A 26,605-nucleotide genomic window follows, 5' to 3' on the forward strand; every position below is an offset into this window, starting at 1 on the left:
CCGCGCCGGACCGGGATCACGCAGCGGTCCGGTGTGCCATCGCGGAGTCGAACCGGTCCAGGACCGTCTCGGCGACCTGACGATGCGCGCCCAGTGGCGCCGACATCGGGATTCCTTGTGCCGCAGCGAAATCTGCCACTCGATCGGTGATGCGGCCGTGCGCGAGGAACCACGGCGCGACGACCAGTCGCGTGGCTCCGCGCTGCCGCAGCAGATCCGCAGCGTCGGCGAGCGTCGGCTGCGGGCCGGTGGCGAACGCCGTGGTCGCGCTCCAGCGGGTGGTCTGCCTGAGCTCGTCGGCGACCGATGCCGTGCGTGCGTTCGCATCCCCCCGCGACGAGCCGACCGCGGTGACGAGGACGCCGACCCGCGGATCCAACCGTGACACCCCGGCGTGCTCGAGCCGCTGCCGCAGCACGTGGATCAGCCGATCGTCCTCCCCGAGGACGTCGGCCTGCACGACGTCGGCACCGGACTCCGCGATCATCGCGGGGATGTCGACCCGCGCATGGTAGGCGTCGGCGAGCAGCAGCGGGACCACGACGGCCTCGCGTCCCCGCAGTGTCGACAGCACATCGCGCAGATTCGGAGCGTTCTTCTCGCAGAACGCGATTCGCGCATCCAGGCCCGGCCGCAGTCGCCGGATGCAGTCGACGATCGCCCCGGCCGTCGCGGCGGACCGCGGATCGGCACTGCCGTGCGCCGTCAAGACGAGCGTCACGAGGCGTGCAGCCCGCATTCCGTCTTGGCCTGCCCGGCCCAGCGACCGCTGCGCGGATCGGCGCCCGCGATCGGCTTGTTGGTGCACGGCGCGCATCCGATCGACGGATAGCCTTCGTCGACAAGGGGATTGACCAGGATGCCGTTGGCGTCGATGTAGTCCTGCATGTCGTCGTCGCTCCACGCAGCGAGCGGGTTGATCTTGACGAGCCCGAAAGCCTTGTCCCAGCTGATCAACGGCGCGTTGGCGCGAGTGGGCGCCTCGACCCGGCGGATACCGGTCACCCATGCGCTGTAACCGCGCAACGCCTTCGACAGCGGCTCGACTTTGCGCATGCCGCAGCACGCGCCCGCATCGCGCGCGAAGAGGTCCTTGCCGTACAGACGATCCTGATCGGCGACGGAGTTCTCCGGACGTACGTTGACGACGTTGACGTCGTACACGGCCTCGACAGCGTCGCGGGTGCCGATGGTCTCGACGAAGTGGTAACCGGTGTCGAGGAAGAGCACATCCACTCCCGGCCGTACTTTCGCCGCGAGATCGACGAGCACCGCGTCCTGCATGTTCGACGCGACGATGTAGTTGCCACCGAAGTTCTCGTCGGTCCAGCGCAGCAGGTCCTGTGCGCTCGCGTTCTCACCCAGCTCAGCAGCTCCACGCTCAGCCAACTGCTGCAGGTCCGCCTCTGTGAGCAATTCGGTCACCTCAAATCCGCCTCGTCTGCTCGTATGGCCCACGTAGCGAAACGCTCACCCTGCTCTCGTTGTTTCACGAAATTGCGGACAACCCGCTCGATGTAGTCACCGAGCTCGGTGGCCAGCACTTTGTGCTGGCGCAATTTGCGACCGAAACCGCTGTCCAGGCCCAGGCTGCCGCCGAGGTGCACCTGGAAACCCTCCTCCGGGCCGTTGCCGTCGTCGACCATCTGACCTTTGAAGCCGATGTCGGCGACCTGGATCCGCGCGCACGAGTTGGGGCAGCCGTTGATGTTGATCGTGACCGGCACGTCGAGCTGGGCGTTGATGTCCTCCAGCCGCTTCTCCAGCTCGGGCACCAGCACCTGCGAGCGGCTGCGCGTCTCGGCGAAGCTGAGCTTGCAGAACTCGATGCCCGTGCAGGCCATCAGGTTGCGCCGCCAGTGCGACGGCGTCGACGGCAGCCCCAGCGCATCCAGGCCCGCACGCAGCTCGTCCAACTTCTCGTCGGGGACGTCGAGGATGATCAATTTCTGGTATGGCGTGAACCGGACACGGTCGCTTCCTGCGGCTTCGGCCAGGTCGGCGACCTTGCTCAGGATGGTGCCCGACACACGTCCGGCAATCGGGGAAACACCGACGGCGTTGAGGCCGTTCTTGAGCTTCTGCACGCCGACGTGGTCGATGGGCCTGGTCACCGGATCGGGCGCGGGCCCGTCGATGAGTGGCCGCTTCAGGTACTCGGTCTCGAGAACTTCCCTGAACTTCTCCACGCCCCAGTCCTTGATCAGGAACTTCAGCCGCGCCTTCGCGCGCAGCCGGCGGTAGCCGTAGTCGCGGAACACGCTCACGACGCCCTCCCAGACGTCGGGCACCTCGTCGAGGGGCACCCACGCGCCGACGCGCTGGCCCAGCATCGGGTTGGTCGACAGCCCTCCGCCGACCCAGAGGTCGAAGCCGGGACCGTGCTCGGGATGGTTCACCCCGATGAACGCGACGTCGTTGACCTCGTGCACCACATCCTGCAGCCCGGAGATCGCGGTCTTGAACTTGCGCGGCAGGTTGGAATACTCCTTCTTGCCGATGTAGCGCTTGACGATCTCGTCGACCGCGGGGGTGCCGTCGATGACCTCGTCGAGCGACTCGCCGGCCAGCGGGGAGTTCAACACCACGCGGGGGCAGTCGCCGCACGCCTCGGTGGTCTGCAGACCGACCTCGTCGAGACGGCGCCAGATCTCCGGCATGTTCCGCACGTCGATCCAGTGGTACTGCACGTTCTGCCGGTCGGAGATGTCGGCGGTGTCACGGGCGAACTCTGTCGAGATGGCGCCGAGGGTACGGAGCGCCGCGACCGTGAGGGCACCGCCGTCGCTGCGAACACGCAGCATGAAGTACTCGTCTTCGAGCATGTCGGTGTTCTCGTCACCGGTCCACGTGCCGTCGTAGCCGGGCTTGCGCTGCGTGTAGAGACCCCACCAGCGGAAGCGGCCGCGCAGGTCGCCTTTGTCGATACTCTCGAAGCCCTGCTTGGCGTAGATGTTCTCGATACGGGCCCGCACGTTGAGCGGGTTGTCGTCCTTCTTGGACTGCTCGTTGGCGTTGAGCGGCTCGCGGTAGCCGAGTGCCCACTGGCCTTCGCCCTTGGGGCGCTTCACGGGCTTTGCCGCCGGCGAGCCGGCAGATGTTTTGGGTGCTGTCGTCATGGTGGGGCTCCTGGTCGGAGCCGGCGTTCAGATCGCGCTTCCCACCGGGGGGCTGTCCGGCGGCGCAGATCCGGCGGCCAGCTGTACGTGGGGTGAGGGCTGGGTCCTACGGAATAGCGGCTAAGGAAGACAGCAACAGCTACAGACGCGCTTGAAATCGACATGGCGGCGCGCCACCAGCGAGACCCGGCGAGGGAATCTGTGGGCTGCAGTCACGGGTCCGATTGTGCCACGGACACCCACATCAGCCCTAACCGGCCGATATTTGCGCTCAGGGTGAGCGAAAGTGCGCCCGACCCGGCGGCTGGGACACTGGTGGCATGCCTGTCACCGCGGCGCGCGCCGAACTGCCCGAGATGCAGTCGCCCGCGCGGGGGCCGTTCGGCATCTACGTCCACGTCCCGTTCTGCGCGACTCGGTGCGGTTACTGCGATTTCAACACCTACACCGCCGGCGAGCTGGGAGGCGCGAACCCGGAGGGGTGGCTGGCGGCGGTGCGGACGGAGCTGCAGCTGGCTGCCGGCCGGCTCGGCACAGCCCCCGACGTGGAGACCGTATTCATCGGTGGTGGAACTCCGTCGCTGCTCGGATCTACCGGACTGGCCGCGGTCCTCGACGCCGTCCGCGACAGCTTCACGCTCGCGCCCGGTGCCGAGGTCACCACCGAGTCCAATCCGGAGTCCACGTCTGCAGAGTTCTTCGCCGACCTACGTGGCGCCGGATTCACCCGCATCTCGTTGGGGATGCAGTCCACCGCGCCCCACGTGCTGGCGGCGTTGGACCGTGTGCACTCGCCGGGGCGGGCGCTCGCCGCCGCCCGGGAGGCCCGCGCAGCGGGTTTCGATCACGTGAATCTCGACCTGATCTACGGGACGCCGGGGGAGACCGACGACGATCTCATACGGACGGCGAGCGAGGCCGTGGAAACCGGCGTCGACCACATCTCGGGATACGCACTCATCGTCGAGGACGGCACTGCGCTCGCCAGGCGGGTGCGCCGCGGAGAGATCCCCGCGCCCGACGACGACGTGCATGCGCGCCGTTACGAACTGCTCGACCGACGCCTCGCCGACGCCGGGTTCGACTGGTACGAGGTGTCGAATTGGAGCCGCCCCGGTGGGGAGTGCCGACACAACGTCGGCTATTGGAACGGCGGCCACTGGTGGGGCGCCGGCCCCGGTGCGCACAGTTTCGTCGGCGCGACCCGATGGTGGAATGTCAAGCATCCCAACGCTTATGCCCAGGCGCTCGACGCCGGCGAGTTACCGGTCGCCGAATACGAGGAATTGGACGCCGAGACGAGCCACGTCGAGGATGTGATGCTGCGGATCCGTCTGCGCACCGGCCTTCCGCAGCGGCTTCTCGCGGACTCCGAACGTGAGCGAGCAGACCGCGCGGTCGCGGACGGACTGCTGCGGGCGCGGGACGACCGCCTCGTACTCACCGACCGCGGGCGGCTGCTGGCCGACGCCGTCGTGCGTGACCTGCTGAGCTGACTACAGCAGGGCCGATGCGAGCCTGCGCCACTGCTCCCGCGGGAACTCCCGTGGGTCGGCGGTGAGTACCTGGACACAGACGTGATCGGCGCCGGCGTCGAGGTGTTCCTGGACGCGGCTCCTGACGGCGTCCTCGTCACCCCATGCGATGAGCGCGTCGAAGACCCGATCACTCACCGAGGACAGGTCCTCTTCGGTGAACCCCAGTCGCAGCAGGTTGTTCGCGTAGTTCGGCAGCGCGAGATACGACCGCAGCCAATCGGTACCGATCCCGCGGGCCTCGTCGCGGTCGTCGGTGAGCAACACGGTCTGCTCGGGGAGCAGCAGCGGACCCTCACCGAGCACGTCGCGGGCCTGACGCGTGTGGTCGGGCGTCGTCAGGTAGGGGTGGGCGCCACCGGCCTTAGACTTCGACAGCTGCAGCATCTTCGGTCCGAGCGCGGCGAGCACCCGGTTCGCGTGCGGCACCGGAGCAGAGGTGGCGTCGATGGCGTCGAGGAACTTCTCCGTCGCCGCCAGCGGCTTGCGGTACAGGCCAGGTTCCTTCGAGTCGATCAGCGGTGCGTGGCTGACGCCGATACCGAGCAGGAAGCGTTCACCGTGGGCTTCGGTCAGCGTCGCGTAGCGCGACGCCACGTCGGCGGGCTCGTGCATCCAGAGATTGAGGATGCCCGTCGCGATGACCGTCTTCTGGGTGGCCGACAGCAGGTTCTCCACCGAGTCGAGCACCGGCCCCCCGACGTCGGGGATCCACAGGGCCGTGAAGCCGAGCCCGTCCAGTTCCGAGGCGGCTTCGGCCGCTTCCTCCGGATTTCCGTATCGCAGTTGCGAACTCCACAGACCCACTCCCGACAGCTTCATGTGTCTACTCATACCGTGCCGGTCGCTCGGGGCGCTACGGTCGTGCTTATGGCATTCGATCCGGCCGCCGTCGCCCGTGCGTTCTCTGAACACCGCTTCGACGACGCGCTCGGTCATCTCGCCAAGGACGTGAAGTGGACGATCGTCGGCGGCATGGTCCTCGAGGGGGCTGACGCGGTGCGGCGCACGTGCCGGGACACCACGGAGAGCCTGCAGGGCACCTCGGTCGAGTTCGACCGCCGTGTCACCGCGGCGGGGGACGACGTCGTCGCCGTCGACACCGTCGTCCGCTACGTGCGGCCCGACGGGATGACGGCCGTCGCGAGCTGCGCCATCTACGAGTTCGCCGATGAGCAGATCACCACCATCACGTCGTATGCGGTGGAGGTCGACCCCGGGGACCCGGGAGCGCAACCGTCGCCGCGGGTGTGACGAACGCCGCTCGCAGGAATTCCACAGCACGCGCCGGGTAAGTCCCTGTGAGCAAAGTCCTTGTGCCAGGATGTCCGACATGCCGCAGCGAGCCTTAGGGAAGGCTATCCACACATCGCCGGCACGGCCGACGTGGAGCTGAACAACGCCCAGCCCCCCGCCCCGATCGCCATCGTCGGCATCGGCTGCCGTCTGGCGGGCGATATCGCCACACCGGAGGACCTCTTCTCGTTCCTGCTCGACGGGCGCAGTGCGGTGTCGCAGGTGCCGGCCGAACGGTGGGAGCCCTACGTCCACCGGGATCCCCGCAACGCGGCGATCCTGCGTGAGACGACGCCGTGGGGCACGTTCCTCGACGACCTCCCCGGGTTCGACGCCGACTTCTTCGGTGTGTCCCCGCGCGAAGCCGAACTGATGGACCCTCAGCAGCGGCTGGCCCTGGAGGTGTCGTGGGAGGCGCTGGAGCACGCGGGGATCGCGCCGCGGTCGCTGGCGGGTAGCGACACCGCCGTGCTGATGGGCGTGAACTCCGACGACTACGGCAAGCTCATCATGGAGGACCTCGCCGGGATCGAGGCGTGGACGGGCATCGGCACCTCGCTGTGTGGCGTGGCGAACCGCGTATCGCACCTGCTCGATCTGCGCGGCCCGAGTGTGGCGCTCGACGCCGCGTGTGCGGCGTCGCTCGTCGCGGTCCATCAGGCCTGCCAGTTGCTGCGTGACGGGGAGACGTCGCTGGCACTCGCGGGTGGCGTCAGCGCGCTCATCGGGCCCGGCCTCACACGGGTTCTCGACGTCGCCGGCGCGACCGCGCCCGACGGGAGGTGCAAGACCTTCGACGACGACGCCGAGGGGTACGGACGCGGCGAGGGCGCGGGCGTCGTGGTCCTCAAACGCCTCGACGACGCGCTGCGCGACGGTGACCGGGTGCTCGCTGTGGTGCGCGGCGGCGCCGTCGCGCAGGACGGCCGTACCGTGGGCATCATGTCGCCGAACGGCGACGCCCAGGCCGACCTGTTCCGGCTCGCGTGTCGTGTCTCCGGCGTCGAGCCGTCCAGCGTGGACTACTGCGAAGCGCATGGAACCGGTACTCCCACAGGCGATCCCGTCGAGGTGGGCGCACTGTCGGCGGTGTACGGAACCGATCGCCGCGACGCTCCGTGCGCCATCGGCTCCGTGAAGCCGAACGTCGGACATCTGGAGGGCGGGGCCGGCGTGGTCGGGCTCATCAAGGTCGCCCTGGCGTTGCACCACGAGCTGCTGCCCCCCACGGCTGGGGTGAAGAACCTGACCACGGCCGTCGACTGGGCGAGCAGCGGGCTGCGGGTGCCCACCGCTGTCGAAACCTGGCCGCGCGGCGGCGAACCGCGCCGCGCAGCGGTGTGCAGCTACGGCTACGGCGGCACCATCGCCCACGTCCTCCTCGAAGAGGCGCCCGTCCCGGTCGACACCGAAACAACAAGTCGGTCAACGTCTTTCATACCGCTGTCGGCCCGTTCGGAGTCCAGACTGGCCGCACAGGCGGCGGCGCTGGCATCGCGCTTGCGCGCCGCGGACTTCGCCGTCGGCGACGTCGCTTCCACGATGTGGACCCGGCGATCCCAGGAGGCCGTCAGGGCAGCGGTGGTCACCGACGGACTTCCCGACGCCCAGGCGGCGATCGCCGCCATCGGTGCCCTCGAGGCGATGGCCACCCAGGTTCGCGACCCCCGCGTCGTGACGGGCAGCGTCGTCCCGAATGCCGAAGACGGTGCGGTCTGGGTGTTTTCCGGTCATGGGTCGCACTGGGCAGGCATGGGCCGAGAGCTGCTGGCGACCGAACCCGCCTTCGCGGCGACGATCGACGAGGTCGACGTCGTGTTCGCCAGAGAGCTCGGATTCTCCGCCAGGGAAGCGCTGACCGCCGAGCAACTCGGCGGCACCGACCGGGTGCAGGCTCTGACATTTGCGATGCAGGTCGGCCTCGCGGCCGTCCTGAAGGACCGTGGGGTGGCTCCCGCCGCGGTGATCGGTCATTCCGTCGGTGAGGTCGCGGCGTGTGTAGTGGCCGGGGTGTTCGACCTGACGCACGGCGCCGCCGTGGCGTGCTACCGGGCCAGGGGCTTCCGGTCGGTGATGGGCCGGGGCGCAATGGCTTTGGTGCGGCTGCCGTTCGACGAGGCGGATCGCCGTCTCGCGGGCCGGACCGACGTGGTCGCCGCGATCAGCGCATCGACGGAGTCCACCGTCGTCTCCGGCACGGTCGCCGCCGTCGACGAGATCGTCGACGCCTGGGGCGCCGAAGGTGTCACGGTGCGTCGGGTCAACACCGATGTGGCGTTCCACAGTCCCGCGATGGACGCGCTCACCGCCGAATTGGCGCGCCTGGTCGGGGGACTCCCGGCACCGGGCGCCGCCCGTGTGCCGCTCTACACGACGGCCCTGGAAGATCCGCGGTCCGGCAGGTCGCGCGGACCCGGCTACTGGGTGATGAACCTGCGGGGGCGGGTGCGGTTCGCCGAGGCCGTCCGGGCGGCCGCCGAGGACGGGCACCGGCTGTTCCTGGAGGTGTCGGCTCACCCCGTGGTGTCCCACTCGATTGTCGAGACGCTGCTCGGGATGGGCCTCGACGCGCATGCCGTGGTACCCGTGCTGCGACGCGACCAGCCGGAGCGCCGCTCCGTAGGGGCCGCGGTGGCGGGGCTTTTCTGCCATGGCGCGCCCGTGGCGCACGGCATGACCACGCGCACCCGATGGGCCGCGGATCTGCCGGGAACGCAGTGGCAGCACCGCCGCTTCTGGCGCACACCCACGCCGCCGCCCGGTACGCGCGCACTGCACGACCCCCTGACGAACACGCTCCTGGGCGGTGTGCTGGACGTGACCGGAGAGGTTCCGGCGCGGATCTGGCAGACCAGGCTGGACATGGGCAATCGCCCCTATCCCGGCGACCATCCCGTGCAGCAGACCGAGATCGTCCCTGCCGCAGTGCTTCTCCACACGTTCCTGAACGCCGCGGGTTCGGGTCTGACCGATGTGCGGCTGCGCACGCCGGTACCGCCCGGCCGGCCGCGCGACATCCAGGTCGTCCTGCAGGACCGGTCGCTGCGCATCTCGTCACGGCTCACCGACACCGGCGCCGTCGACCAGAACGCCGACCTCTCCGGCGGCTGGCTGACCCACTGCAGCGCGGTCGCCGCGACCGACCAGGATCTTCGGGACGAGCCGGGCGCCGTTGTGGACGCCCACGCGTGGGCTCGGTGCGCCGAGCAGCTGCCCCCCGGTCACGTGGTCGACACCCTCGCCGGTGTCGGGGTGGCGGCGATGGGGTTCGGCTGGCAGGTGCTCGACATGCGCCGTGGTGAAGGCGAATCGCTGGTGCGCGTGATGGCCGAGCCCGACGGATCGACACCGTCGACGTGGGCGGGTCTGCTCGACGCGGCGACCTCGGCCGCATCCACCGTCTTCGACGGGCCCCCGCGGTTGCGGATGCCTGCCCGGATCGACCGCGTGCACGCCTGGGGTGAGCCTCCCGCGGTGGCACTGCTGCACATCCGCCGCCGGGAAGGCACGAGTGCCGACGTGTCGATCGCCGACGACTCCGGGACGGTCCGCGCCTCGATCACGGCGATGACATTCGAGGAGCTGGAGAACCCCGCCGGCAGCGACCTGTCCCGGTTGCTGCACCACATCGCATGGCACCAGACACCCGCCGAACCCGATGCTCTTCCGTCGTCGGTCGCCCTCGTCGGCGGCTCGGGCATCGAAATCGCCTCTGTGCACCGTGATCTCGTGGACGCCGGGGTGACAAGTCACGTCTGCGCCGGCGCGGATCAGCTGCCCGACGGGCTGGATCAGGACGCCGTCGTGCTTTTCGTTCCCTGCATCGCAGATTCGCCGACCGAGTGTGCCGAGCAGCTGTTGCACATCGTGAAAACCATGCACGACAGAGGATCTCGGGCCAGGTTGTGGGTGTTGACCCGCCGTGTGCACGAGGGCGCGAACCTGGTTCACGCCCCACTGTGGGGGATGGCCCGCGTCGCTGCATCCGAGCATCCGGCACTGTGGGGAGGCGTCATCGACCTCGCCGACGATCCGCTTCCGGCACATATCCTCGCATCGCTGCACGGCCACGGAGTCGTCGTGGTCCGTGACGGCACGGCCCTGACGGCGCGACTGACCGACGCGCACCCTGCAGCCGGTGCGCCCATGACATGCACCCCGGGCGGCACCTACCTGATCACCGGCGGCACCGGCGCGCTGGGACTCCGGATCGCCCAGCGCCTCGCCGATCTCGGCGCGCGCCGACTCGTGCTGCTGTCCCGATCGGGCATGCCCCACCGCGAAGAGTGGAGCGCCGAGAGGCAGAACGGGGCGATCCGCGCGGTGTCGGCGTTGGAGGAACGTGGCGTGACCGTCCACGTCGCGGCCCTCGACATCGGTGCGCCCGACGCCGGCGACCGGCTGCGGGCGGTGCTGCGGAACATGCCTCCCGTCCGCGGCGTGGTGCACGCCGCCGGCGTGGAAGCCGGTGCGCTGCTGCTCAACACGTCGGCCGACGACCTGAGGACCGCGATGCGTCCGAAGGTCGAAGGCACGCTTACGCTGCATGAGATGTTCCCGCCGGAGCAGCTGGACTGGATGGTCCTGTTCTCCTCCTGCGGTTATCTCGCCGGATTCCCCGGGCAGGGCGCGTATGCGTGTGCCAACGCATTCCTCGACGCGACCGCACGCCACCGGCGCAATCTCGGAGACCGCACGGTCTCCGTCGCGTGGACCGCGTGGCGGGGCCTCGGGATGGGGTCGACATCGGGATTTGTCGCAGCGCAGCTCGAAGCACTCGGGATGGGAACGGTGGGCGCCGACGACGCTCTTCGTGCCCTGGACTCGGCGATGCGCGGCGAGGACCCGAATGTCGTTGTGCTGCCGCTTCTTCCTGAGGCCTCAGCGGTGCCGATGTTCGCGGACGTCGCGCCATCGGCACATGTGACCTCCGGCGGTGGCGAGCCGCCGGCCGGGCCCGGCGACGCCGATCTCGACGACTGGGTCGCGCAGCAGGTCATCGAGGCGGTCGCGGCCGAACTCGGCCTCGTCACCGACGACATCGATCCGCGGGTCCCGTTGGTCGAGACGGGCGTCGACTCGATCATGACAGTGGCGTTGCGGCGGGCACTGGAGAAGCGGACCGGCCTGGCGCTGCCGCCCACCCTGCTGTGGGAACACCCGACGGCAGCAGCGGTCACCGATCGGATCGTGGAGTTGCTCACACCGCAGGGCGAGGTGGCCGCGCAGGCGTGATCACGGGGCGCTGAGCCGGGCCACCAATTGCTTCTTGTCAACCTTGCCGACCGCCGTGCTGGGCAGCGACGGCACCGCGACGAGGACGTCGGGCCGCGCATGTTTGGACGCGCCGCGTTCGTCCAGGAACGCGTTGAGTTCTGCCAGGGTGATCGGCTTGCCGCGGAAAACCACTGCGGCACAGATTTTCTCACCGAGATACTCATCGGGCAGCGCGACGGCGGCCGCCGCATAGACGGCAGGGTGGGTATGAAGATGGTCCTCGAGGTCGGTCGCCGACACGGTTTCCCCGCCGCGGTGGATGACGTCCTTGATGCGGCCGACCACCTCGACGTAGCCCGCCCGCGGGCCCTCGGTGAAGATGCGGACCCGGTCGCCGGAGCGGTAGAAGCCATCGGGGGAGAACGATCGCGCGTTGGCGTCGTCGGCCCGGTAATAGCCGTTGAGCGTGTAGGGCCCTCGCACCAGAAGTTCGCCCTCCTCGCCGGGTGGCACCTCGTCGCCGTTGTCGTCGACGACCCGCATCTCGTCGTGGGGGGACATCGGCCTGCCCTGCGTGTGGACCACGACGTCCTCGGGATCGCCGGGCCGGGTGAAGTTCAGCATCCCCTCGGCCATCCCGAAGATCTGGGACATCCCGGGCGTGAGTCGCTCCAGGATGAACCGGGCCTCCTCCGGGCTCATCCGGGATCCGCCGACCTGGACGTAACGGAGGGAGGTGGGCAGCACAGGCTCCCATTCGCAGGCCTGGGCCCACACTTTGGCCAGTGCGTTGACCAGGCCCGTGACGGTGATCGAGTACCTGTCGATCAGCGCGAAGGCGTTCTCCGGGCTGGGGTCCGCGGTGAACACCGTGGTGGCGCCGACGGTCATCGATCCGAGCAGGCCGGGGCAGGCCAGCGGAAAGTTGTGCCCGGCCGGCAGGGCGACCAGATAGGCGTCCGCTGCGGTCATCTCGCACGTCTGCGCGCACGCGACCGCGTTGTAGACGTAGTCGTTGTGAGTGCGGGCGATCAGCTTGGGCAGGCCCGTGGTGCCGCCCGAGACCAGCAGCAGCGCGGGCAGCGACGGGTCGAGGGCAGGGCGCTCGACCGGCGCGCCGTCGAACGCGGCGATCGAGGACCAGGGCACGAACGGCCCGCTGTCCCCGTCGACGACGACGTGGCGCAGAGCGGCGTGCTCGCCGACGAGCTGGGTGGCCATCTCGCGGTAGTCGAAACCGGCCGCCTGATCGGGGATGATCAGCGCCACCGCGCCGCTGACCTCGGCGAAGTGGCCGAGTTCAGCCGTTCGGTGGCCGGGAAGGCACATGACGGGGACGGCCCCCGCGCGCAGCAGCGCGAACAGCGCGATCGCGAACTGGCACGAGTTGGGCAGCTGGAGCAGCACCCGGTCACCGGCGGCGATGCCGAGGTGCGCCAGACCGGCGGCCGCCCGGTCGGCGAGGACGTCCAACTCGGCAAACGTGAACGAGCGCTCGGCGTCCACGATCGCCGGCTTGGAAGGCCACGCCGCCGCGGCGTCACTCAGGATCGTGTCCAGGGCGCGGTCGGCCCAGTAGCCGGCCCGCCGATACTCGTCTGCGCGGTCCTGCGGGAATGGGACGAAGCCGCGCGCCAGGTCCCCACAGTCCGGTCCTCGGTCCGGTCCTCGGTCCGGTCCGGTCTGCTGGTCATTGCCGCGATCGGGCAAGAATCCGGTGCTCATCAGTCAATTCGCCGCTCTGGGTAGGAGTTTTCGGTGACCCGAATATAGGGTAGCCTCCTCAAAGTTAGGGCAGCCTGCCTTTATTGTTTAGCCCGTCGAGGAGGTTGGTGGGTTTGGCGTCGACGACTGCACAGTCGGTCCGCGACGAGGTTGCCGAGCTGCTCGGTGTGAGCTCGGACGAACTCGACCCGCAAGCCGATCTGATCGCCTCGGGCCTCGACTCCATCCGGATGATGTCGTTGTCCGGACGGTGGCGCAGGCAGGGCATCGACGTGGGCTTCGCGGCGCTCGCCGCAAACCCGACGGTGTCGGCGTGGGCCGATCTCGTCGCGGGCTCCGCGGCGCCGACCACTGCCGAGGTGGCCCGCGCCACGCTCCCCGTGGCCGAGGCGGACGCGGACAGTGACACCTTTCCGCTCGCTCCGATCCAGCACGCGCTGTGGGTCGGTCGCAACGACGATCAGCAACTCGGCGGCGTGGCGGCTCACCTCTACATCGAACTCGACGGGCAGGGTGTGGATCCCGCACGGCTTCAGTCCGCGGCGGCCGCTCTCGCCGCGCGCCACCCGATGCTACGGGTGGACATCCTGCCGGACGGCACCCAACGCATCAGCGACCGCGGACTGCCCGTCACCGTCTACGACCTGCGTGACCGCGTTCTCGCAGACGCCGAGGTGCGGCTCGAAGAGATCCGCGACGAGAAGTCGCATCAGATCATGCACGGCGAGGTTCTGCAGATCTCGCTGTCGCTGCTGCCCGATGGCCGGACCCGCCTTCACGTCGACCTGGACATGCAGGCCGCAGACGCGGTGAGCTACCGCAATTTCATGTCGGATCTGGCCGAATTCTACAGCGGTGGAACGCTTCCCGATCTCGGGTACACCTACCGCGAGTACCGCGCCGCGCTGACCGAAGCGGTGTCGGAGACCGAAGAGGATCGGCGCTGGTGGGCCGAACGGGTGCCCACCCTGCCCGAAGGGCCCGCGCTGCCACTGGTTCCGCGTTCGGAACAGGCCGACCCGCGGCGCGGCACCCGCCGCGTGCACATCTTCGACGTCGCCACCCGCGACGCGCTCTTCGCTGCCGCGCACCGACGCGGCATCACACCCGCGATGGCGGTGGCCGCGTCCTATGCCGGCACGCTGGCTCGCTGGTCGACCAATCGCCGATTCCTGCTGAACCTTCCGATGTTCGGCCGCGAGCAGTTCCATCCTGATGTCGACAGACTCGTCGGGGACTTCACCTCGTCGCTGATGCTCGACGTCGACCTGACCGGGGCCGACACCCCGATCTCCCGCGCACGCGTTCTGCAGGAGACCCTGCATGCCACCGCGCGCCACTCCAGCTATTCCGGACTATCGGTGCTGCGTGACCTGACCCGCCATCACGGCACACCGGTTCTGGCGCCGATCGTCTACACCAGCGCCCTGGGGCTCGGGGATCTGTTCGCGGGCAAGGTCACCGAGTACTTCGGCCGCCCGGTCTGGACGATCTCGCAGGGCCCCCAGGTGCTGCTCGACGCGCAGGCCACGCCGGTCGCCGACGGGCTCATGATCAACTGGGATACCCGGGAGGACGCGTTCCGCCCCGGCGTCGCCGATGCGATGTTCGCCTATCACATCGCCGAGCTCGAACGCCTCGCCGCCGACGAATCCGCCTGGGACAGAACTGATCTGCCCGCCGTCACGCCGGAGCAGCAGTCGGCGCGCGACATCGTGAACGGCGTCATCGATGCGCCCAGCGGCGACGCATTGCACGACGGTTTCTTCCGCCATGCCGAAACGCACCCCGACGCGCCGGCGGTGTTCGGTAGCGCCGGCGACCTGACCTACGGTGAACTGCGCCAGCGGGTTGTCGCTGCGGCGGCCGGCCTGGACGTCGCCGGTGTACGCCGTGGCGATGCCGTCGCGGTGATGGGCCCCAAGAACTTCGAGCAGATCATCGCGCTGCTTGCGATCTCCGCGATCGGCGCCGTGTACGTGCCGGTGGGTGTGGACCACCCGGCCGAGCGGGCCTCCCGGATGCTCGCGAACGGCAGGGTGCGGATGGCGCTGGTCTGCGGCGACGAGCCGCCGACGACCCTTCCCGCGCTGACCGTTTCGGAGGCGATCAGGGTCGGCAGCCGCGCGGACGGATTCACCCTTCCCTCTGTGGAACCCACGGAGCTCGGCTACATCTTGTTCACCTCGGGCTCGACCGGTGAACCCAAAGGTGTGGAAATGTCACACGACGCCGCCATGAACACCGTCGAATTCATCAACGGGCACTTCGAGATCGGCGCCGCCGACCGTTGCCTGGCGCTGTCGACCCTCGAATGCGACCTGTCCGTCCTCGACATCTTCGGCATGCTGCGGGCGGGCGGCGCGATCGTCGTCGTGGACGAAGAGCACCGCCGCGACCCGGATACCTGGGCCCGTCTCATCGAACAGCACGCCGTCACGGTGCTGCACTTCATGCCCGGCTGGCTCGAAATGCTCGCGGAGGTCGACGGCGACCTCTCGTCGGTGCGCGTGGTGCCGACCGGCGGCGACTGGGTGCGCCCCGAACTGGTGCGCACACTCCGAAAGCGCGCTCCGCGCATGCGTTTCGCTGGTCTCGGTGGCGCCACCGAGACCGCCACCCACAACACCATCTGCGAGGTCGGCGAACTGCCCGCCGACTGGACGTCGGTACCGCTCGGTGTCCCTCTTCCGAACAACTCGTGTCGGGTCGTCGGCGCAGACGGACAGGACTGCCCCGACTGGGTTCCCGGCGAGCTGTGGGTCGGCGGACGCGGCGTGGCGCGCGGATACTGCGCAAGACCCGACCTGACCGCCCAGCGTTTCGTCGAACACGACGGCAAGACCTGGTACCGCACCGGCGATTTGGTCCGGTATCGACCGGGCGCCGTCATCGAGTTCGTCGGGCGTGCCGACCATCGCATCAAGATCAGCGGTTACCGCGTCGAACTCGGCGATGTCGAGGCAGCGTTGCGCGGGCTTCCCGGGGTCGACTCCGCCGTGGCCGCCGTGGTGTCGGCGGACCGCGGCCGCGATGTCCTCGCTGCACTGGTCAGCGCCGACACCGGCGCGGCCGGACTGGAGCCGCAGAAGATCGCCGCGGCGATGGCTGAAATCGTTGCACCGCACATGATTCCGCAGATCATCGTGACCACCGACCAGATCCCCTACACGGTCGGCGGCAAGATCGACCGCGTCGCCGTCTCGTCCCTGCTCAAGGACGCCGACGTGCTCTCTGGGGTCGGCTATCGAGCGCCCGCCACCCCGTTGGAGACCGCGCTGTGCGCGATCGTGGGGTCCGTCCTGGGCCGCGACCGGATCGGAGCCGACGACGACTTCTTCGCCATCGGCGGGGACTCCGTGCTGGCGACCCAGGTCGTCGCCCGGCTGCGGACCTGGCTGGACATCCCCGGTGCGGCGGTCGCCGACATCTTCGGTACCCGCACCGTCGCGGCGCTCGCCGCCCGGCTCACCACCAACGAGGGGTCGAGTGCCAGGTTGAGTGAGGTGGCCGAGCTCTTCCTGGAGGTCTCGGGCATGGACGGCGCGGAGGTCCTCTCCGCGCTGGAAACCACGCCATGATCGGCGGGCAGAGCCAACTCGACATCACCCTGTGGATCAAACGATTCCCGGGTGGGCAGACGTCCCACGGTGAATCCCTGCCGACCATCGTCTTTCCTCATGCCGGAGGCGCCGCGGCGGCGTACCGCAATTTCGCCCTCGCCTTGTCCGCCAAAGGCGTCGACACCTTCGTCGTCCAATACCCGCAACGGGGCGAACGGCTCAGGGATCCCGCCCCCGATACGGTTGCCGAGTTGGCCGCCGAGATGCTCACAGCCGTGGACTGGGCTCACCTGGGACCGCTGCGGCTGTTCGGGCACTGCATGGGCGCGCTCGTCGGTTTCGAGTTCGCGCGGCTGGCCGCCCAGCGCGGAATCGTCGTGCGCGAACTGTGGGCTTCGGCCAGTCAGGCGCCGTCGACGGTCGCGGATTCGCGTCCGGCGCCGACCACCGACCGCGAGCTGCTCGCCGACATCGCCGACATGGGCGGCACCGATGCGCGTCTGCTCGAGGACGAGGACTTTCTCGAGCTGCTGCTGCCCGCGGTGCGCGCCGACTACCACGCCTTCAATCGGTACACGTGCGATCGCAGCGTCCGCATCGACGCCGACATCCACGCCGTCGGCGGCACCAGCGACCATCGCGTCGACCAGGAACTGCTGCGCCAGTGGGAGTTTCACACCCACGGTGTGTTCACGTTCACCCAGTTCGACGGCGGCCACTTCTACATCGACGACCACCTCGACGACGTCGCCGATCTGGTGAGTTGCACATGACCGAGGAGGATTCTCCCGTCGCTCCGCTGCGCTCCGCTCGCCCCGACGACCCCGTCGTCATTGTCGGGATGTCAGTCGAGGCACCCGGGGGAGTCGAGAGCGCCCACGATTACTGGACCCTGCTCTGCGAAGAACGCGAAGCCCTCACCCCGTTCCCGGACGATCGCGGCTGGTCGCTGCGGACCATCCTCGACGGATCACGCCGTGACGGTTTCAAGCAGATTCACAACCTCGGCGGATTCCTTGCCGGCGCGGGCTCGTTCGATCCCGAGTTCTTCGGCATCTCGCGCCGCGAGGCCATCGCGATGGACCCGCAGCAGCGCGTCGCCCTGAGGGTGAGCTGGCGGGCGCTGGAGAGCGCGGGAATCAACCCCGACGACCTGTCCGGTCACGACACCGGCTGCTACGTCGGTGCCTCCGACATGCGGTACGGCCCCGAGATGGACCAGTTCTCGCACCACAGCGGCCATCTGATCACCGGCACGTCCCTCGGCGTCATCTCCGGACGCATCGCCTACACGCTGGGCCTGGCCGGGCCCGCGATGACCGTCGACACCTCCTGCTCGTCGGCGCTGTCCGCAGTGCACGTCGCGGTGCAGGCATTGCGTGCAGGCGACTGCGATCTGGCGCTGGCAGGCGGTGTGTGCGTGATGGGCTCACCCGGATACTTCGTCGAATTCTCCAAACAGCACGCGCTCTCCGACGACGGGCACTGCCGCCCGTACAGCGCCCACGCCAGCGGCACGGTGTGGGCGGAGGGCGCGGGAATGTTCGTGCTGCAACGCAAGTCCGCGGCGATGCGTGACGGGCGGCCGATCCTTGCCGAGATCCTCGCCAGCTGCGTCAACTCCGACGGCAGATCGGTCGGTCTCACCGCGCCCAGCGGCGAGGCGCAGACCCGGCTGTTCGCGCGGGCCATCGCGACCGCCGGTGTCCACGTCGACGAGATCGGGATGGTCGAGGGGCACGGCACCGGCACCCGCTTGGGTGATCGGACCGAACTCGCGTCCCTGGCAGCAACGTACGGTTCGGGCGTCTCCGGTGGCGGACCACTGCTCGGCTCCGTCAAATCCAACGTCGGTCACGCGCAGGCCGCAGCCGGTGCGCTGGGCCTGGCCAAGGTGCTGCTCGCCGCCGAACATGCCGCCGTGCCCGCCACCCTGCACGTCGACGAACGCAGTCACGAAATCGACTGGGAGCAAACCGGACTCCGGCTGGCCACCAAACTCATGCCCTGGCCCGCGATCGGGGGCGTGCGGCTGGGCGCGGTGTCGGCGTTCGGGATGAGCGGGACGAACACCCATGTCGTCGTCGCTGTGCCGGACGCACCCGGGGAAGGCAGGGCGGCCTGATGTGGCCTGTCGGACTGCCCGACGGGCGTGTCACGGTTCCGCTGAGCGCCCACGCCGACGAACTCGTCGCCGAGGATGCGCGAGCGATCCTGGCCTTTCTTCGGCGGACGCCCGCCGCGCCCGGCGACATCGCCGCGCACATCGTGGCCACGCGGCGGATCCGCCGCCACCGCGCCGTCGTCCGGGCAGGAGATGTCGACGAGCTCGCCGCAGCCCTGCGGGCGGTCGCTGACGGGCGAGAACATCCCCTCGTCACGCGGTCCACGCGCCGCACGACCGGGCGAACCGCGTTCGTCTTCGCCGGTCAGGGTAGCCAGTGGCCGTCCATGGGTGCCGAGTCCTACCAGCGATTGCCGGCATACCGGGCCGAGGCCGACCGGCTCGATGCAGCGTTCCGCGCAGCCGGGTTGCCGTCGCCGCTGCGTTTCCTGACCGGCCCTGCCGATCCTGCTGCGGTGTCCCAGTTCGAACTCCAGAGCGCTCAGTTCGTGCACTCCGTCGCGCTTGCGGCGGTGTGGCGCACCTACGGTGTCCTACCCGACCTGACCATCGGACACAGCCTCGGCGAGGTCGCCGCAGCCTACGTCGCTGCGACCATCACCCTCGATGACGCGGTGGCCGTCCTGGTGGCGCGCTCCCACGCGATCGCGAGCATTCCAGGAGACCACAGCGTCGCGGTGCTCGGACTGAACCCGGAACAGGCCGGCGAGGTCATCGCGGCCACCGACGGATGGCTGGAGCTGTCGGGCGTCAATGCCGGGGCGACGGTGGCCGTGTCGGGGGAGCGCACAGCGGTCGAAGCCGTCGTGGCCACCGTGCGCGCTCGCGGCCAGTTCGCGCGGCAGCTCGCGATGAGCTTCCCGGCGCACACGACCGCCATGGAAACCCGGCGCGAGAGTTTCGTGGCAGCGCTGCCCGCATCGGTGTTCGCGGACTCACCGGTGCAGTTCATCGGATCCGCCACCGGCGCCGTCGTCGCACCCGGAACCCGGTTCGAGACCTACTGGTATGCGAACCTGCGCAACACGATCCGGTTCGACCGCGCGGTGCAGACCGCGATCCGGGCCCACACGGACATCTATGTCGAGATGTCGGCTCATCCGTCGCTGTTGATCGCGGTCGAGGACGGCCTCGAACGTGCCGGAACCGGGGAGGGTGCCCTCCTGCTCGGTTCCGGGCACCGGGACCGGCCGATCACCGACACCCTCGCTGAGAACATCGCCGCCGCCGCGGCGGCGGACCCGACCTATCGATGGGCCGACCTTCTTCCCCACGAAGCGGCACCGATGCGGGGATTCCCCGGTGCACCGATGCGGGCCGAGCACCTGTGGGCCGCACCCGAACCGCTGCCGTCCGTTCCCGCCATCACCGTGTCCGCCGAAACCTGGAAACCGCGCAGCCCGGGACCTCGATCGCGGGCCAAGACGGTCGCTGTGGTGGAAATGAACGGCGCAGCAGAGCTTTCCGCTGCTCTCCGGGATGCCGTGACGCGGCACTCGGGTGCGACGGCGGCCGACGCGGACGAGGCCGAGGTCGTCATCGCGGTAGCGCCGGCATCCGAACAGTCCGGTGTGCACGCGACGATCGAGGCGCTGGCCCGCGGCATCGATGACGGGTTGCTCGACTATGCGGGCTCGCTGGGGCCCCGCTGCCGCGACGTGTGGTTGCTGACCGCCGGCGCCGAGCACGTCCACGAGCACGATCCGGTCGCCGATCTCGCCCAGTCCGCCCTGGCTGCGATGCATCGCAGCGTCGGGTTCGAGCATCCCGACCAGAACTTCCATCACCTGGATCTCCCGGCAACCGGTGAGGCGGCCGGCCTCACCGCGGCGATCGACGTGATGCTCTATGAAACAGGGGAATTGGCACTTCGCGGCCACGGCGACCTCTACCGTCGCGTGCTCGGCGACGGCGCACCGCCGGCTGCCCCGTGGCCGCTGCATTCCGGCATCCTCGACAACGTCGTGATCACCGGGGGATCCGGAGCGATCGGACTGAGCTACGCCCGATACCTGGCCGCCCACGGGGCCAGACGGATCGTGCTGCTCAGCCGCCGCGGAGTCGACCCGGTGCTGCTCGACGGCCTCGCGGCCGAGATCGTCGCCCCCGCGTGCGACATCAGCGATCCCGTGCAGCTCGCGGCGGCGGCCGCCGACCACGCCGACGGCGAGGCCACGTTGCTCGTCCACGCGGCCGGCACGGCGAGGTTCGCCAACCGTGCGGACGTCATCGGCGCGGACGTGACCGAGATGGCCGCAGCCAAGATCGCGGGACTCGAAGCGCTGACCGAGCTGTGGCCGATCCGGTACGACGCACGAATCCTGTTGTGCTCGTCGGTGACCGGCGTCTGGGGTGGCAAAGGGGTGGCTGCCTACGCTGCGGTCAACCGGATGCTCGACGTGATGGCGGCACGGCTGCGCGCCGCCGGCAGGAACTGCATCGCCATGCGGTGGGGACTCTGGGAGGGCAGCGGGATCGTGGACGCCGCCGAGATCGCGAGGGTGGAGCGCGCCGGCCTGCGCCAGATGAACCCCGAGATCGCGGTCGAGACCAGCCTGCACGACCATCCCACCGATCCGCTGGTGCTGTCGGCGGACCCGGACAGGCTCCGGATGTTCTTCGGCGTGGACGAGCAACGCTCCGCCGTCGATTCGTCGCCGGCCGACAGCGATCAGCGGATGGAGGCGCCCGCGGCGGTACGCAGCCAGCTTGCCGTCGTGCTCAACGTGGATGCCACCGAGCTGGACCTGGACTCGTCACTGTTCGACCTCGGGGTCGATTCCCTGCTCGCGCTGGACCTTCGAAAGCGGCTGAAGCGGCTGACGGGACGGACGGTCCCGCTGGCGACGCTGCTCGGCGGCATCACCGGCACAGACCTGATCGCCGATCTTTCAGAGAAAGTGGACACTTCGAGTGACTGACATCGACATGGGCGCTCAGCTCGACGAGCGACGTCTCGAACTGCTGCGCCGCAGGCTGCACGAACGCGGCCTCAGCGCCGCCGCGGGCGAGCCCGTCGACGAGCCGGCCGCGCTGACCGAGGGGCAGCTGCGGATGTGGTTCGTCCATGCCGCCGATCCGAGCGGTGCGCTGCTCAATGTCAGCCTGTCGTACCGGATCACCGGCGACGTCGACGTCACCAGACTCCGCGATGCGGTGAACGCGGTGGCCGGGCGCCACGCCATCCTGCGCACCACCTACGCCGTCGGCGACGAAGATTCCGGTTTCCCGGTACCGACTGTGCATCCCGATCTGGTGCCGGGATGGGCCGAGCACGACCTCTCAGAACTCTCCGAGCGTGCCCGTCAGCTCCGACTCCAGGTACTGGCCCAGCGCGAATTCGCCAAGGCTTTTGATCTCGGCACCGAATCCCCGCTGCGAATCACGGTGCTGCGGACCGGCGCCACCGAACTCGTCATGCTGCTCGTGGCCCACCACATCGCGTGGGACGACGGCTCCTGGGAGGTGTTCTTCACCGACCTCACCCGCGCCTACGCCGGCGAGAAGCTCAAGCCCGCTCCCCGTCCGTCTGCCGCACCGCCGACCTCGGATGAGGAGGACGTCGCCTACTGGCGCACCGTGATGGCGGATCCGCCGGAGCCACTGGAGCTTCCAGGGCCGAACGGGTCGGCGATCCCGACGAGCTGGCGCTCACAACGCACTGCGACACACCTGGGCCCGGAGATCGCCCAGCGCGTGATCGCGGCCGCCGACCACGCCGGGGCGACACCGTATGCGGTGATGCTCGCCGTCTTCGGCGTTCTGGTGCAGCGCTACAGTCACGTCGACGACTTCCTCGTGGCGACACCGGTGCTCAACCGCACCGCCGATGCCGAGGACGTCATCGGCTACTTCGGAAACACCGTCGCGATGCGGCTGCGACCGAAGTCGGGGATGACTTTCCGCGACATGCTCGACCAGACCAGGGACACCGCCATCGGGGCCTTCGCCCATCAGCGGGTCGGACTGGACCGGATGGTCCGGGAACTCAACCCCGACCGCCGCCACGGCGCAGAACGAATGACACGCGTCAGCTTCGGATTCCGTGGACCCGACCGCTTCGGGTTCACCCCGCCCGGAGTGACCTGCGAAAGGGCCGATCTGCGTTCACATCTGACGCACCTGCCGCTGGGCGTGATGATCGAGTTCGACACAACGGGGATCGACGCCGAGCTCGAGTATCTGGTGGAGATCATCGAACCCGGCCTGGCCCAACAGCTGATCGACCATTACACCGTGCTGTTGACCAGCGCCCTCGATCAACCCGATACGCCGCTGAGCCGACTGGCGCTGATGGGCGCGGAGGACACCGCGTGGTTGCGCGAGGTGTCCTATGGACTCGAATTCCACACTCCCGCAGCGACGATCAACGAACTGGTGCAGGAACAGACGGAACGCACACCCCACGGCACGGCTGTGGTGTACGAGGGACGCCACTACACCTACCAGGAGATCAACGAGGCGGCCAACCGCGTGGCGCACTGGCTGATAGGCCAGGGCATCGGCACCGAGGACCGCGTCGCGGTACTGCTCGACAAGTCGCCCGAACTGGTCGTGACCGCGCTGGGGGTACTCAAAGCAGGCGCGGTCTACCTACCGGTCGACCCCACCTACCCCCAGGACCGCCTCGAGTTCATCCTCGGCGACTGCGACGCGAAAATGATCGTGCGCGAACCGCTCGCCGACATCGACGGCTATCGCGCCGACAACCCCACCGACGGCGACCGGGTACGTCCGCTGCGGCCCGACAACACCGCCTACCTGATCTACACGTCTGGCTCCACCGGGCTGCCGAAGGGCGTGCCGGTACCGCACCGGCCCGTCGCGGAATACTTCGTCTGGTTCAAGGGGGAGTATCAGGTCGATGCGAACGACCGCCTGCTGCAGGTCGCCTCGCCCAGCTTCGACGTGTCGATCGCCGAGGTGTTCGGCACGCTGGCATGTGGTGCGCGCCTGGTGATCCACCGGCCGGACGGTCTGAACGACATCGGCTACCTCACCGACCTGTTGCGCGACGAGGGCATCACGGCAATGCATTTCGTGCCGTCGCTGCTCGGCCTGTTCCTGTCACTGCCCGGGGTCAACCAGTGGCGGACTCTGCAGCGGGTGCCCATCGGCGGCGAAGCGCTGCCCGGCGAGGTGGCCGACAAATTCCACGCCACGTTCGACGCGATGCTACACAACTTCTACGGGCCCACCGAGACGGTCATCAATGCGACCCGCTTCAAGGTCGAAGGGCGTCAAGGCACCCGCATCGTGCCCATCGGCAAGCCGAAGATCAACACCCAGATCCACATCCTCGACGACGCGCTGCAGCCGGTTCCGTGCGGATCGATCGGTGAGATCTACATCGGCGGAACGCATGTCGCCAACGGCTACCATCGCAGACCCGGCCTGACCGCCGAGCGTTTCGTGGCAGACCCGTTCACTCCCGGCGCGCGCATGTATCGCTCGGGTGACCTCGCGCGCCGCAACGCCGACGGAGACATCGAATTCGTCGGGCGTGCCGACGAACAGGTCAAGATCCGCGGTTTCCGCATCGAACTCGGTGATGTGGCCGCCGCGATCAGCGTCGACCCCAGCGTCGGGCAGGCCGTCGTCGTGGTCAGCGACCTGCCGACGCTCGGGAAGAGCCTGGTCGGCTACCTCACGCCCGCCGACGGGTCGGGCGTGGATGTCGACCGGATCAGGGCTCGCGTCGCCGCGGCGCTGCCCGAATATATGACCCCGGCCGCATACGTCGTCGTCGACGCGATCCCGATCACCGCCCACGGCAAGATCGACCGTGCCGCGCTTCCCGAGCCGGAGATCCTGGCAGCCACCGAGTTCCGCGAACCCAGGGCCGGTGCCGAGCAGCAGTTGGCGGCCGTGTTCGCCGACCTGCTCGGGCATGACCGGGTGGGTGCCGACGATTCCTTCTTCGACCTCGGCGGGCACTCGCTGTTGGCGACCAAGTTGGTCGCCGAGTTGCGCGCACGTTTCGGCGTCGACGTCGGGGTCCGCGACATCTTCGAGAACGCGACCGTCGCCCGGCTCGCCGCACACCTCGACACAGTCGCCGCCGGCGAGAGCGGCACGACGAGGCCCCGACTCGTGGCCGCCCCGCTCGACGGCCCCGCACCGCTGTCGTCATCACAACTCCGGTCGTGGTTCGGCTACCGGATCGAGGGCCGCAGCCCGATCAACAACATTCCGTTCGCCGCGCGCCTGACCGGTCCATGCGATGTCGACGCCTTCGTCGCGGCGATCCGCGACGTGGTCGAACGGCATGCCATTCTGCGTACCACCTACCGCGAGATCGACGGCGTGCCCTACCAGATCGTCAACCCGGTGGCCGATGTCCCGGTGCGGCGTGCCCGCGGTGACGGCGAGCAGTGGCTACAGGCCGAACTCGACCGCGAACGCAAGCACACCTTCGACCTCGAAGAGGACTGGCCGATCAGGGCCGCGGTGTTGGGCGTGGGCGACGATCACGTGCTGTCACTGGTGATCCACCACATCGCCGGCGACCACTGGTCGGGTGGCGTGCTGTTCAACGATCTGGTGACGGCCTACCGGGCCAGAAAGAACGGGGAGCGCCCCGGATGGGGGCCGCTTCCGGTGCAGTACACCGATTACGGCGCGTGGCAGGCCGAATTGCTCAGCGACGAGGCGGGCATCGCCGGACCGCAGCGTGAGTACTGGGTCCGTCAGCTCGACGGTGCGCCCGCGGAAGCGGGCCTGCCCCGGGACTTCTCGCGGCCCCGGTTGCCCAGCGGCAAGGGCGCTGCCGTCGAATTCAACATCGACGACGCCACGCGCGACAAGCTGGCCGCTCTGTGCCGGGACCTCGGCATCACCGAGTTCATGCTGCTGCAGGCGGCGGTCGCAGTCGTGCTGCACAAGGCGGGAGGCGGGTCCGACATCCCGCTCGGCACGCCGGTGGCAGGGCGCTCCGAGGCAGAGCTCGAACAGCTCGTCGGCTTCTTCGTGAACTTCGTCGTGCTGCGAAACGACCTGAGCGGCAACCCGACTCTGCGGGAAGTGCTCAGCCGTGCCCGCGACATGGCGCTGTCGGCCTACTCGAACCAGGACGTGCCGTTCGAGCAGATCGTGGAGGCCGTCAACCCGCCGCGCACACTGGCCCGCAATCCGCTGTTCCAGGTCGTCGTTCACGTCCGCGAGCAGCTTCCGCAATCCCAGATGATCGACGCCGAGACCGAATTCACCGCGTTGGATCCGACGTTCGACATCGCCCAGGCCGACCTGTCGTTGAACTTCCTCGCCGGCGAGACCGGGTATCACGGCTATCTGATCTACCGGCCGGAGCTCTACACCCGGCAGACGATCGAGCGCCTTGCCGGCTGGCTCGACCGCGTGCTGGCCGCGTTCGCCGAGAACCCCGACCGCACGCTGCGCGACGTCGACATCGCCTCCCCCGGCGAGAAGCAGCGGATCACCGCGGACTGGAGCAAGAGCGCCGAGGTGCACGTGCTCGACAGCGAGCGGATGCCGGTGCCCGTGGGTGTGTTCGGCGATCTCCATCTCGGCGGCGGCCCGTTCGCAGGGGGCGAGCTCTACCGGACGGGCGACCGCGCCCGGTGGGGTGACGACGGGAGGCTGGAGATCGTGGCCGGCCGATCCGCCGTCGTCGAGGCCGCGCCGGAGCCCGTCGAATTCGAGCCGCCGCGGACCGACACCGAGCGCGCACTGGCCGGACTGCTCACCGACCTGCTGGGCGCTCAGGACGTGGGTCGTCACGACGACTTCTTCGGGCTCGGCGGCGACAGCGTGCTCGCCGTCCAGCTGGCGGCGCGGGCCCGCGACAGCGGGCTGGAGCTCACCGCCCGGATGGTCTTCGAGCATCCCGAGCTCGCCGCCCTCGCGACCGCGGTGGATTGCGGTGCAGGACAGGGAGAACAGCGCGAGGACGTCCACCACGAACCCATGTCGGCTTCAGGGCTGTCCGAAGACGAGCTCGCCGCGCTGACCGCGTCGTGGAGCAACGTCGGAGACGCGGTCTGATGGATACCGCCCCGTGACCCG

General features: G+C 69.1%; 14 protein-coding genes. 8 read left to right on the top strand and 6 right to left on the bottom strand.

What is annotated here, in order from left to right:
• Positions 1-16: 16 nt before the first annotated feature.
• The 4 genes from ACAG24_RS16020 to ACAG24_RS16035 all read right to left on the bottom strand — a co-directional run bounded on the left by ACAG24_RS16020 (position 17) and on the right by ACAG24_RS16035 (position 3,362).
• The gene (locus ACAG24_RS16020) at positions 17-721 is read right to left on the bottom strand and encodes a sirohydrochlorin chelatase (protein ID WP_370473717.1); all 705 of its coding nucleotides are present in this window, start codon (positions 719-721) and stop codon (positions 17-19) included.
• A complete protein-coding gene (locus ACAG24_RS16025; RefSeq protein ID WP_370473716.1) occupies positions 718-1,425 on the bottom strand; it encodes a phosphoadenylyl-sulfate reductase in 708 nt (235 codons plus the stop codon). The genes ACAG24_RS16020 and ACAG24_RS16025 overlap by 4 nt, the downstream gene beginning before the upstream one ends.
• Positions 1,422-3,119: a nitrite/sulfite reductase gene (locus ACAG24_RS16030; protein WP_370473715.1), complete on the bottom strand. Its 1,698-nt coding sequence runs from the start codon at positions 3,117-3,119 to the stop codon at positions 1,422-1,424. Before ACAG24_RS16030 ends, ACAG24_RS16025 begins: the two co-directional genes overlap by 4 nt.
• A 120-nt stretch (positions 3,120-3,239) precedes the next feature.
• Positions 3,240-3,362, bottom strand: a complete 123-nt coding sequence (locus ACAG24_RS16035) for an Ms4527A family Cys-rich leader peptide (RefSeq protein ID WP_374150783.1) — start codon at positions 3,360-3,362, stop codon at positions 3,240-3,242.
• Positions 3,363-3,439: 77 nt separating this feature from the next.
• On the opposite strand from ACAG24_RS16035, the gene hemW reads away from it, so the two are divergent.
• Positions 3,440-4,615, top strand: a complete 1,176-nt coding sequence (hemW, locus tag ACAG24_RS16040) for a radical SAM family heme chaperone HemW (protein ID WP_370473714.1) — start codon at positions 3,440-3,442, stop codon at positions 4,613-4,615.
• On the opposite strand, the gene ACAG24_RS16045 is transcribed toward hemW, so the two are convergent.
• Complete coding sequence (locus ACAG24_RS16045; protein WP_370473713.1) at positions 4,616-5,476, bottom strand: LLM class F420-dependent oxidoreductase; 861 nt, start codon at positions 5,474-5,476, stop codon at positions 4,616-4,618. It lies immediately after the preceding gene.
• Positions 5,477-5,524: 48 nt separating this feature from the next.
• On the opposite strand from ACAG24_RS16045, the gene ACAG24_RS16050 reads away from it, so the two are divergent.
• Both ACAG24_RS16050 and ACAG24_RS16055 read left to right on the top strand, forming a co-directional pair.
• Positions 5,525-5,908: a nuclear transport factor 2 family protein gene (locus ACAG24_RS16050; RefSeq protein ID WP_370473712.1), complete on the top strand. Its 384-nt coding sequence runs from the start codon at positions 5,525-5,527 to the stop codon at positions 5,906-5,908.
• Positions 5,909-6,040: 132 nt separating this feature from the next.
• Complete coding sequence (locus ACAG24_RS16055) at positions 6,041-11,185, top strand: type I polyketide synthase (protein ID WP_370473711.1); 5,145 nt, start codon at positions 6,041-6,043, stop codon at positions 11,183-11,185.
• On the opposite strand, the gene ACAG24_RS16060 is transcribed toward ACAG24_RS16055, so the two are convergent.
• Positions 11,186-12,892 (bottom strand): (2,3-dihydroxybenzoyl)adenylate synthase, encoded by a 1,707-nt coding sequence (locus tag ACAG24_RS16060; protein WP_370473710.1) that lies wholly within the window; start codon positions 12,890-12,892, stop codon positions 11,186-11,188.
• A gap of 107 nt (positions 12,893-12,999) precedes the next feature.
• Here ACAG24_RS16060 and ACAG24_RS16065 point away from each other — a divergent pair, with 107 nt between their 5' ends.
• From ACAG24_RS16065 to ACAG24_RS16085, 5 genes are read left to right on the top strand one after another with little or no spacing between them, the layout of a single operon-like run.
• Positions 13,000-16,473 carry a non-ribosomal peptide synthetase gene (locus tag ACAG24_RS16065; RefSeq protein ID WP_370473709.1) on the top strand — a complete coding sequence of 1,158 codons (3,474 nt, stop codon included), beginning with the start codon at positions 13,000-13,002 and terminating at the stop codon, positions 16,471-16,473.
• Positions 16,470-17,228, top strand: a complete 759-nt coding sequence (locus ACAG24_RS16070; RefSeq protein ID WP_370473708.1) for a thioesterase II family protein — start codon at positions 16,470-16,472, stop codon at positions 17,226-17,228. Before ACAG24_RS16065 ends, ACAG24_RS16070 begins: the two co-directional genes overlap by 4 nt.
• A complete protein-coding gene (locus ACAG24_RS16075) occupies positions 17,225-18,580 on the top strand; it encodes a beta-ketoacyl [acyl carrier protein] synthase domain-containing protein (protein ID WP_370473707.1) in 1,356 nt (451 codons plus the stop codon). Before ACAG24_RS16070 ends, ACAG24_RS16075 begins: the two co-directional genes overlap by 4 nt.
• Positions 18,580-21,501 (top strand): mycobactin polyketide synthase MbtD, encoded by a 2,922-nt coding sequence (gene mbtD / locus ACAG24_RS16080; protein WP_370473706.1) that lies wholly within the window; start codon positions 18,580-18,582, stop codon positions 21,499-21,501. The genes ACAG24_RS16075 and mbtD overlap by 1 nt, the downstream gene beginning before the upstream one ends.
• Positions 21,494-26,584, top strand: a complete 5,091-nt coding sequence (locus ACAG24_RS16085; protein ID WP_370473705.1) for a non-ribosomal peptide synthetase — start codon at positions 21,494-21,496, stop codon at positions 26,582-26,584. Before mbtD ends, ACAG24_RS16085 begins: the two co-directional genes overlap by 8 nt.
• Positions 26,585-26,605 lie beyond the last annotated feature (21 nt).

Source organism: Mycobacterium bulgaricum, assembly GCF_041287165.2.
Classification (GTDB): domain Bacteria; phylum Actinomycetota; class Actinomycetes; order Mycobacteriales; family Mycobacteriaceae; genus Mycobacterium; species Mycobacterium bulgaricum.

Coding starts and splice junctions, on each gene's coding strand:
- ACAG24_RS16050 (WP_370473712.1), top strand. CDS start 5,525: ATGGCATTCGATCCGGCCGCCGTCGCCCGTGCGTTCTCTGAACACCGC.
- ACAG24_RS16075 (WP_370473707.1), top strand. CDS start 17,225: ATGACCGAGGAGGATTCTCCCGTCGCTCCGCTGCGCTCCGCTCGCCCC.
- ACAG24_RS16070 (WP_370473708.1), top strand. CDS start 16,470: ATGATCGGCGGGCAGAGCCAACTCGACATCACCCTGTGGATCAAACGA.
- ACAG24_RS16045 (WP_370473713.1), bottom strand. CDS start 5,476: ATGAAGCTGTCGGGAGTGGGTCTGTGGAGTTCGCAACTGCGATACGGA.
- mbtD (WP_370473706.1), top strand. CDS start 18,580: ATGTGGCCTGTCGGACTGCCCGACGGGCGTGTCACGGTTCCGCTGAGC.
- hemW (WP_370473714.1), top strand. CDS start 3,440: ATGCCTGTCACCGCGGCGCGCGCCGAACTGCCCGAGATGCAGTCGCCC.
- ACAG24_RS16030 (WP_370473715.1), bottom strand. CDS start 3,119: ATGACGACAGCACCCAAAACATCTGCCGGCTCGCCGGCGGCAAAGCCC.
- ACAG24_RS16060 (WP_370473710.1), bottom strand. CDS start 12,892: ATGAGCACCGGATTCTTGCCCGATCGCGGCAATGACCAGCAGACCGGA.